The 8,608-nt window shown below is 47.8% G+C and carries 7 protein-coding genes; 5 read left to right on the forward strand and 2 right to left on the reverse strand.

The window, feature by feature from the left end; all coding sequences use genetic code 11:
* Positions 1-699: GlxA family transcriptional regulator (locus tag ACTIE6_RS27205; protein WP_439559632.1), on the reverse strand; the 699-nt coding region annotated here is incomplete at its 3' end.
* 120 nt (positions 700-819) lie between these two features.
* On the opposite strand from ACTIE6_RS27205, the gene ACTIE6_RS27210 reads away from it, so the two are divergent.
* Positions 820-1,803, forward strand: a complete 984-nt coding sequence (locus ACTIE6_RS27210) for a DinB family protein (RefSeq protein ID WP_439559633.1) — start codon at positions 820-822, stop codon at positions 1,801-1,803.
* A gap of 20 nt (positions 1,804-1,823) precedes the next feature.
* Positions 1,824-2,336, forward strand: a complete 513-nt coding sequence (locus tag ACTIE6_RS27215; RefSeq protein ID WP_439559634.1) for a TlpA family protein disulfide reductase — start codon at positions 1,824-1,826, stop codon at positions 2,334-2,336.
* A gap of 10 nt (positions 2,337-2,346) precedes the next feature.
* Here the strand turns inward: ACTIE6_RS27215 and ACTIE6_RS27220 are convergent, their stop codons facing one another.
* Positions 2,347-3,723 carry an enolase C-terminal domain-like protein gene (locus ACTIE6_RS27220; RefSeq protein WP_439559635.1) on the reverse strand — a complete coding sequence of 459 codons (1,377 nt, stop codon included), beginning with the start codon at positions 3,721-3,723 and terminating at the stop codon, positions 2,347-2,349.
* A gap of 198 nt (positions 3,724-3,921) precedes the next feature.
* Here ACTIE6_RS27220 and ACTIE6_RS27225 point away from each other — a divergent pair, with 198 nt between their 5' ends.
* From ACTIE6_RS27225 to ACTIE6_RS27235, 3 genes are all read left to right on the forward strand, one after another.
* Positions 3,922-4,776, forward strand: coding sequence for a polysaccharide deacetylase family protein (locus tag ACTIE6_RS27225; RefSeq protein WP_439559636.1), 855 nt, complete (start codon positions 3,922-3,924; stop codon positions 4,774-4,776).
* 113 nt (positions 4,777-4,889) lie between these two features.
* Positions 4,890-7,448: a TonB-dependent receptor domain-containing protein gene (locus tag ACTIE6_RS27230; RefSeq protein WP_439559637.1), complete on the forward strand. Its 2,559-nt coding sequence runs from the start codon at positions 4,890-4,892 to the stop codon at positions 7,446-7,448.
* Positions 7,449-7,537: 89 nt separating this feature from the next.
* Entirely contained in the window at positions 7,538-8,254 is a 717-nt protein-coding gene (locus ACTIE6_RS27235; RefSeq protein ID WP_439559638.1) for an outer membrane lipoprotein-sorting protein, read from the forward strand.
* The last annotated feature ends 354 nt before the right edge of the window (positions 8,255-8,608 follow it).

An 8,608-nucleotide genomic window follows, 5' to 3' on the forward strand; every position in this document is an offset into this window, starting at 1 on the left:
TTCCTGAAAACGTTTTTCTATATAATCCTGCGCTTTTCTGATCACATCATCTTCATGCTCCTTTTGTCCGCTGAACATGATAAAAGGCGACTGGGAATTCCGGTCGATTTCGATCATGAAGAATTTGGTTGTATAAATGGCCATCTCCCGGTCGATATACTTTTCAATGAGGTACACGAGCAGGTTCCAGAATGAATTCGCGCCGCCGCTGGTATAAACGCGGTTCTCGTCCGTGATCACGCGGTCGTCCATCAGGTTCACATCGGGAAACATCCTTTTAAAATCAGCTGCGGACATCCAGTGGGTTGTGCAATTGCGCCCCGCGAGTAACCCGGTTGCAGCTAATAAAAATGCGCCTACGCACAAGCTCGCCACTTCTGCCCCATTCCTGTGCTGGGACGCAATCCATGGAAAAAATGCTTTGTTAGCTTCAATCACAGTATCTCTGTCGCCATTCACAGCGGGAATAATCACCAGATCTGTTTGATGAAGTGTATCAATGGTTGCTTGCGGGGATACAGCAAAAACACCACCGTACCGCTGCACTTCCGGCGTAAGGCCGACCAACTGTATTTTGAATGCAGGCGGCCTTCCCATGGCAGCGAGAAAATCATTGACAAACGAGAAAAACTTGAAAGGACCTTCGATCGTACCGAGTGCAACATCACCTCTTGGAACGAGAACAGATATGTGCTTCATGAATCAAAAATAGAAAAATAGTCTGTCGTGTTCAACCCTAAACTTGACGGCTTTGCCCCCTTTATTTCTCTCCCCCACCGGCTAAGTTTGCAATATAACTTATTAAAAACCACATCTATTATGAACACAAAACGGATTGAAGAATCGATACTGATCCAGGCGCCTGACTACCGGATCTGGCAGGTTATCACGGACAAAAGATACAATTGCCATTGGCTGGACGTATTTGGTATGGGAAGTATTGCCGAAAGTGACTGGCAGGAAGGCAGCAAGGCACTGTTTATGGATGAATCAGGAAACGGACTTGCGGGTACTGTTGACGTAAGCCGCCCCTTCGAAGAGATCAGGATTGTTTATAACGGCATTGTAACAAAAGGTGTTGAAGATTATGAGAGTGACATCGCGAAGCAAATGCAAAATTTTGACGAAATCTATCTCCTCAGCCGGGAGGGTGACAGCGTGAGAATGCGCGTTTTCTGCGATATGGACGAAAAATATTTTGACGATCTGACGCAAGCCTGGAAAAAAGCATTGGAGAAAATCAAAGAGCTTTCTGAAAAACCAATGGACGACAGTGATTTGCTTGACAATGAAACACTCGCCAAAACGCTTGAACTAGCAACAGCGGAATACCTGTCGGCACTCACGTTTTTCAGCTCAGATCAGGTCAATATTGTTCCATTTGAAGGAAGCTGGACTGCCGGCCAGGTGACAGATCATTTATTACAATCTGAAACAGGGTTGCCCAAAATGATGATGGGAAAAACCGCACCAACAACCCGCCCGGTGGGACAAACCGTGCCGGTAATTGAAGATATTTTTCTCGACTTCAGTACCAAACTGCAAGCGCCTGATTTCAATATTCCCGGCGACGGACCTTACGACCTTGACACGATTATTGAAGAGTTCAAGGCAGAAAGAGCAGCCATCGCCGAAATCGCGCGCTCACAAGACCTGACACTTTCCTGCGCCGAGTTTCCATTCCCGCAAGTGGGTGAATTGACGCGCTACGAATGGATCTATTTTGTAGTGTGCCATTCCCGCAGACACGCGCACCAGCTACGCAACATTCTTGAAAAAGTAACCGAAAAAGTTGCAGGCTAGAAGATCAAAAGATTAATATCTTGCAGATTCTTACAAAAAGAATCCAGGAAATGATCCAGAAATTCACGCTTAGTTTTTTAATGTTCGCAGCCGTTTCAGCTGCATTTGCACAATCGGTACCTAATAAAATCGCGCCTTTTCAAATGCGGCTGGCCAGCGGGCAGCAGTACTCTTCCGCCCAGCTGGCAAAAGGCCCGGCAGTACTGATCTACTTTTCGCCGGATTGCGAGCACTGCCAGGATTTTACCAAAGACCTGATCAAGAATTACCAGGTGGTAGCTGACAAGCAAGTGATTATGATCACATTCCAGTCAATGGGCATGCTGAAACCTTTTGTAACGCAGCACCGTCTGGCAAGCTATCCCAACTTCAAGGTAGGTACGGAAGGCACATCTTACCTCGTGCAACGCTACTACGGAATCCGCTCTTTCCCTTATATCGCGATCTACGACAAAGCGGGTAACCTCGTGAAAACGTACGAAGGCGAACAGCCGCATGCCGAGATTTTTAAAACTTTAAAGCTGGTCAAATAGTAGAACCAGCTTAGCCAATTGTCTCAAAGAGGCCGTCGTAATGTGCAGAGGGCGCAAGTATACCGCCGCTCTCAGCATAGAATGACGAATCGGTAAGATAAACTCCCTTGTTAGTGCGTGTCCACGTGCTTTCGGCTTTTGGATGGTAGCTCATCAGCCGCTCCCAGTTCTTATAATATTGGTGTCCGTTCGTTTCTTGTAAACCCACCGACATGCCGGGAAAAGGTTGCAGCCGGGCAGCCACATTCTTGTTCCAGTCGACCAGAATCGGGCTCACGGTAAGGTCGGCGCAAAAGCAGGGCACCTTCTTCTCGTAGGCGAGCTGGGTTATTTTCATTGTCATACTGAGCGTTTTGGCAATCGCTTTCACTGCTATGGCGGAATAGCCCAGCTCGATCCTCCGCGCGGCATCTTCTACGGTGTGCGCACTTTCGTCGGCGGCCACTCTTACGCCCAGGTCTCCTACAAATGCTTCATTGGCCTCTTCAAAGGGTTCTTCAATTACCGCTATCTGGTCGAATGCGCCTATCTTTTTGGCATGATCCAGGAACCGCAGCAAGGTTTCCTTTTTCTCATACCTTCCATTTGCATCAAAATAGTAGGGTATCTTTCCGTCTTTTGTATAAGGTGTTTCAAAATGGCCGATCGCCTTGTGCACTGCGGTTAAAAACGCGATATCCTTTTCGATCATCTCCTGCTGGGTACCCGGCGCGCCCGTCTTCAATTTCATGATAAAATAGCCTTCATCCGCCGCCTGCCTGATCCGCTCCGCAGTGGTACCCACACTGAATGAAGGGATGCTTGCCACTTTTTCGTGCCGGTACGACAATCCTGGCTTGTAAGCTGCGGGCACGAGTTCGTCAAATTGTTTCAACCCATTTTCCTGCGCATACAGCAGCCACGCGGCATTATCTACGCAAACAAGCGCATTCAATGCAAATGTTTTCCGCAGATCCGGGTTACCTGTAATTTTCTTTCCGTAAGCCAGAACCTCCGGCAGCAGATCTTCGAGCAATGTAACCGGGTCGGTGAATGAGGTACCTTTGAGCATTTGCAGGGCGTGCTCGCTCATTGCGTACATCAATGCATTGCCTGCACTTTCGGAGTGGGCAGCAAACACTTTTGAGTCTGACCAGAGTACACCCTGGGTACCCAGTCCCACTTTCCTGATCCCCGACTCCGATTCCAGCATGGCCACAGCCTGCCAGCTATCGGTAATTGCGCTGCCTTTAAACCGGTAAGGATTAAGCGGCTCGCGCTCAAAATTTGAACTTACCTTACTGATCTTGATCTTTTTCATGGTTGCAGGTTTAGTATACAAGTTTGGCGCCCCTACCCCGGCGGCAGCCAGCGTAATCGCGGATTGGGTAAACTCCCGTCGGTTCATCTTGTGCAGGTTTAGCTGGGTTCAGTGCTGTGCAGATTGTGCTATCTGCCGGTACTAAGACTGCCTGTTGCGGGTTTCTACCCTTACCGTATGCTTGAATGACACAGGTAATTTTGGTAAAAGACTGGCACAACTGCCAAGGTTAGATCACGGAACAACAAGACTTTGTTAAGATAAATACTTACGGGCATTACAGACATGAAAAATACATTTTACACAATCCTGCTTTTACTTGTTTCCATTGCGGGCATTGCGCAGCAAAGCAATGCGCCGCGGCTTATTGTTCGCGGTGACGATATGGGTTATTCGCATTCGGGGAACGTGGCTTTACTAAAATGTTCCAAAGAAGGTATTCAAACCTCCATTGAAGTGATCGTACCTTCCCCCTGGTTTCCCGAAGCGGTGAAAATGTTGCAGGCTAATCCGGGGATAGACGTCGGTATCCACATTGCGCTCACCAGCGAGTGGGACAATGTGAAATGGCGGCCACTTTCCGACTGTCCGAGCATCCGGGACGAAGACGGTTACTTTTTCCCGATGGTACGAGAAAACAAGAACTATCCCAAACGGTCCATACTTGAAAACAACTGGAAACTGGCCGATATAGAAAAGGAAATGCGCGCGCAGATCGAAACAGCTATGCGCAAGCTGCCGCATATCAGCCACATATCTTCACACATGGGATGTACTAGCCTCAGTCCGGAGGTACGGGAGCTTACAAAGCGCCTGGCGAAAGAATACAAAATCCCGGTAGATGCAGAACCGGCCAACCTCAGTTATGCTACTTACGATGGTCCCAAAAAGACTTCGGCGGAAAAGATCAAGAGTTTTATCAGTATGCTCGGGAAACTGGAAGCCGGTAAAACTTACCTGTTTGTAGACCATCCCGGATTGGACGATGCCGAGTTGCAGGCGATCAGTCACATCGGGTACGAAGATGTGGCCCTTGACAGACAGGGCGTGACCGATCTTTTTACAAGTGAGAAGGTGAAAGCAGCTATTAAGGAGAAAGGCATTCGTCTCATTGCCTATAAAGACCTGTTGAATCCGTAGGTATCACCCATCGGCGGCAACGCTGCATTTATCCTGCATATTTCGGCCTTCGTCATATTTTATTTTCCGGCAGTAAGTTTCTGTCGCATTTTTATGCTGTTAATAATAAAACCATGAAAATGTCAAAACTTCTGCTCGCTATTACCATCATTCTGGCTTCACTTCAAACTCCTGCATTGGCCCAATTTCCGATGGGCGGAAGTACACAGCCCAAAGCGCTACCGGGTACTGCCGGCGACCAGGCCCCGAAAGGTTCAGCCCGGATCAGCGGATCTGTTATTGATTCAACATCATCACAAGGAATTGAATTCGTGAGCATTGCTCTTTACAATAAGAAGAGCGGGCAGGCTATCGACGGGACCGTAGCTGACGAGAAAGGGAAATTTGCATTGACCAAAATTGTCGAAGGCGACTACAAGGTCCTGCTTTCATTTATTGGTTATGGTGATAAAACCATTGACAATATCAAACTTGCAAAAGGCCAGGAACTGGATTTGGGTACCATTAAAATGAGCTCCAATACCAAAACCCTGAACGAAGTTACCGTAACAGGCCAGGCTGCATTGATCGAAGAAAAGGTAGACAGGCTCGTTTACAATGCGGAGAAAGATATTACTGCCAAAGGCGGCGACGCCACAGATATTTTGCGCAAGGTACCGCTGCTCACTGTTGACCTCGACGGAAATGTGTCCCTGCGCGGCAGCCAGAACATCCGCGTACTGATCAACAACAAACCGAGTACCATTATCGCCAACAGTGTGGCCGACGCATTGAAACAAATCCCTGCCGACCAGATCAAGAGCGTGGAAGTAATCACCAGTCCTTCCGCCAAATACGATGCGGAAGGTTCGGGTGGTATTATCAATATCATTACCAAAAAGAACAGCTTGCAGGGATTGAACCTGAATGTGGATGCCGGCGTGGGTAACAGAGGTTCAATGCTGTCACTGAATGGCGGTTATCGTAAAGGAAAAGCAGGCTTTACGATTGGCGGTTTCGGTCGCGGAATGTACAATACCGTTACCAAAACATCTTTGGAACAAACCAGCGTGGTTGAGAATGTAACTTCAGTAACGCGCCAGACCGGCGATGGAAGCAGCCGGGGCTTGTTTGGGAACTACAACCTGGGATTTGACTACGATATCGCAAAAAATCAGAGCCTTACTGCTGGTGTGAAATATGGTGTGCGCAATTTGAGCAACCGCCAGGACCTGATAACGCGCATTACCAGGACCGGTGAAACGGATTTCAATTCGAGCCGCGATGTGGATGCGAGGAATCTCTCGGGTACTGTGGATGTCAACGTGGATTACCTGCATACTTTCAAGCCGCAGCAGGAATGGAGCATTTCTACCTTGTACAGCCGCAATGACCTGACCAATGATTTTGACGCAAATATCCTGAATGGAAACAATGAGCTTACTTCCCGGCAGCGTAACCTGAACAAAAACCTCAACCAGGAATTTACATTCCAGTCGGACTACCAGACGCCCATTAAAAAGAACCAGCTCCTGGAATTTGGTGGAAAAGGTATTTTCCGTCAGGTAAACAGTGATTACAACTTCCTGATCGCAGACGCCACGGGCGACTTCCGCCCTGAAACAGACCAACCCTCTGGCGCACTGCTCTACCACCAGAACATTGCGGCGGGTTATACTTCCTATACTTACACGACCAAGTCGCGTTATACATTCAAAGGTGGCGTGCGTTACGAGCATACATTTATTGATGCGAGTACCAATGAAGGCTCCGTGGGCGTAGGCAACTATGGCGTGCTGGTACCGAGCTTCAATGCATCCAAAACCATCAAGGGAACTACGGTGAAGCTGGCTTATAACAGAAGGATCCAGCGCCCGGGCTTACAGCAGCTGAACCCGAACTTTAACTCCGCTAACCCGCAAAATATCACGATCGGTAACCCAGAGTTGCGCCCCGAGCTGACGAACAACTTTGAGGTAGGTCTTTCCAAAAACATCAAGAAAACATTCGTGAATGCCACTTTCTTCGGCCGGGTTACCAACAATGCGATCTCGCAGGTACGTCAGCCTTCCGATACCCTCGCAGGCGCTATTGTGACTACTTACCAGAACATCGGAAAGCAGCACGCATACGGTACCAACATTTTCGCGAATGTGGCAGCTACTTCCAAAATCAACTTCGGTGTGTTTGCTAATGTTTTTTACACAAAACTGACCGGACAAACCATCGGACAAAATGGAGATTCCCAGGAGCTTACCAACACCGGCTTCAACGTGAGCGGCGGTATCTTTTCACAGGCTACATTTAAAAACGGCTGGGGCGCGCAGGCATTCGGGTTTATGCAGGGTAACCAGGTGCAGTTGCAAGGTATGCAGGGCGGATTCGGCTTTTACACGCTGGGCGTGAAGAAAGAATTTGGCAACAAAAAAGGAAGCGTAGGTATCGCGGCTGAAAACTTCCTGAGCAAGCGTTATAAAATCCATACGGAGCTGAACTCGATCCAGTTCAATCAGGTAAATGATGTTTATCTTTATAACCGCGGGATCCGGCTTACTTTCACTTATAAAATCGGCAAAATGACGATGGATGCGCCGAAACGCAAAGCGAAGTCTGTCAACAACGACGACGTGAAAAGCGACGGCGCACAAGGCGGAGGCGGCGGTGCTCCTGCGGGTGGCGGGGGGCCTAAATAGGAATTAGGCGTCGTTTTTAATTATTAATCGTCAACTATTGATATTGATTGTTGTCGTAAAATTTTAGCAAAACCAATAAAACTTCAAATATGAAAACGAACAAACTTTTCCTGGCCATTGCAGCGACATTGATTTCGGCAGGCTCCTTTGCCCAGACTGTCGACGAGATCGTGGACAAGCACGTAGCTGCATTAGGTGGAATGGATAAGATCAAGGCTATTAATACATTGGTGACAGACCGCTCACTGGCAGTTCAGGGAATGGAAATCCCGAACAAAACGACGCTTGTTGTTGGCAAAGCCGTGAGAAACGAATCAACTGTGATGGGTAATTCGATGGTGCAGGTTGTGGCCGATTCAAAAGGCTGGATGATCAGGCCGACGATGATGGGCGGAACGGGCGAACCCGAAGATATGCCCGCAGATCAGCTGAAACAGCAAATGAGCTCGCTTGATCCTTTTGGCGGACTGGTTGGCTACAAGGAAAAAGGCAACAAAGTTGAGCTGGTCGGCAAAGAGCAGGTGGACAAAAAAGACGTTTTCCACCTGAAACTGACTACGCCGGAGGGACAAGTAGTTGACGAATACGTGGATGCAAATACATACCTGATCACCAAAGTGAAGGCAACTATGAACGGACAGGAAGGTGAAATCGACTTTTCGGACTACAAAGAGGTACAAGGTGTGAAGTTTCCGAATACAATGGACATTTCAAACCCGCAAATGGGAACAATGTCGTTCATAACGAACAAAATAGCGGTGAACACTCCTGTTGACGAAGCAATCTTCAAAAAACCGGTGAAATAGCTCGCTCAGATCCATTAAAAAAAGCGTTGCCGCGGCGACGCTTTTTTTATGCGTGAACCATAAATAGTTGTATAATTGCAAAAACTAATAAAGAAGCTATTACGTAAGTATTGAAGAAATACTACGCAATCCTCCCCCCTTCCACAAGCATTTACATTTACACAGCCCTGAAAAACATAGACTTGTCCGTTCGTACAAATGAAGCAGATTTTACTGGTTGAAGATCACGCAATAGTAAGACTGGCTACCAAGTTCCTGATACAGGATCTTGTCAATCCAATTACAGTGCATGAAGCAGCTTCTTTTGGCGAAACCTTGTTACAAGTTGGCGCTCACCCGCTTGACCTCATTATG

The sequence above is a fragment of the Dyadobacter sp. genome, from assembly GCF_051859145.1.
Classification (GTDB): Bacteria; Bacteroidota; Bacteroidia; order Cytophagales; family Spirosomataceae; genus Dyadobacter.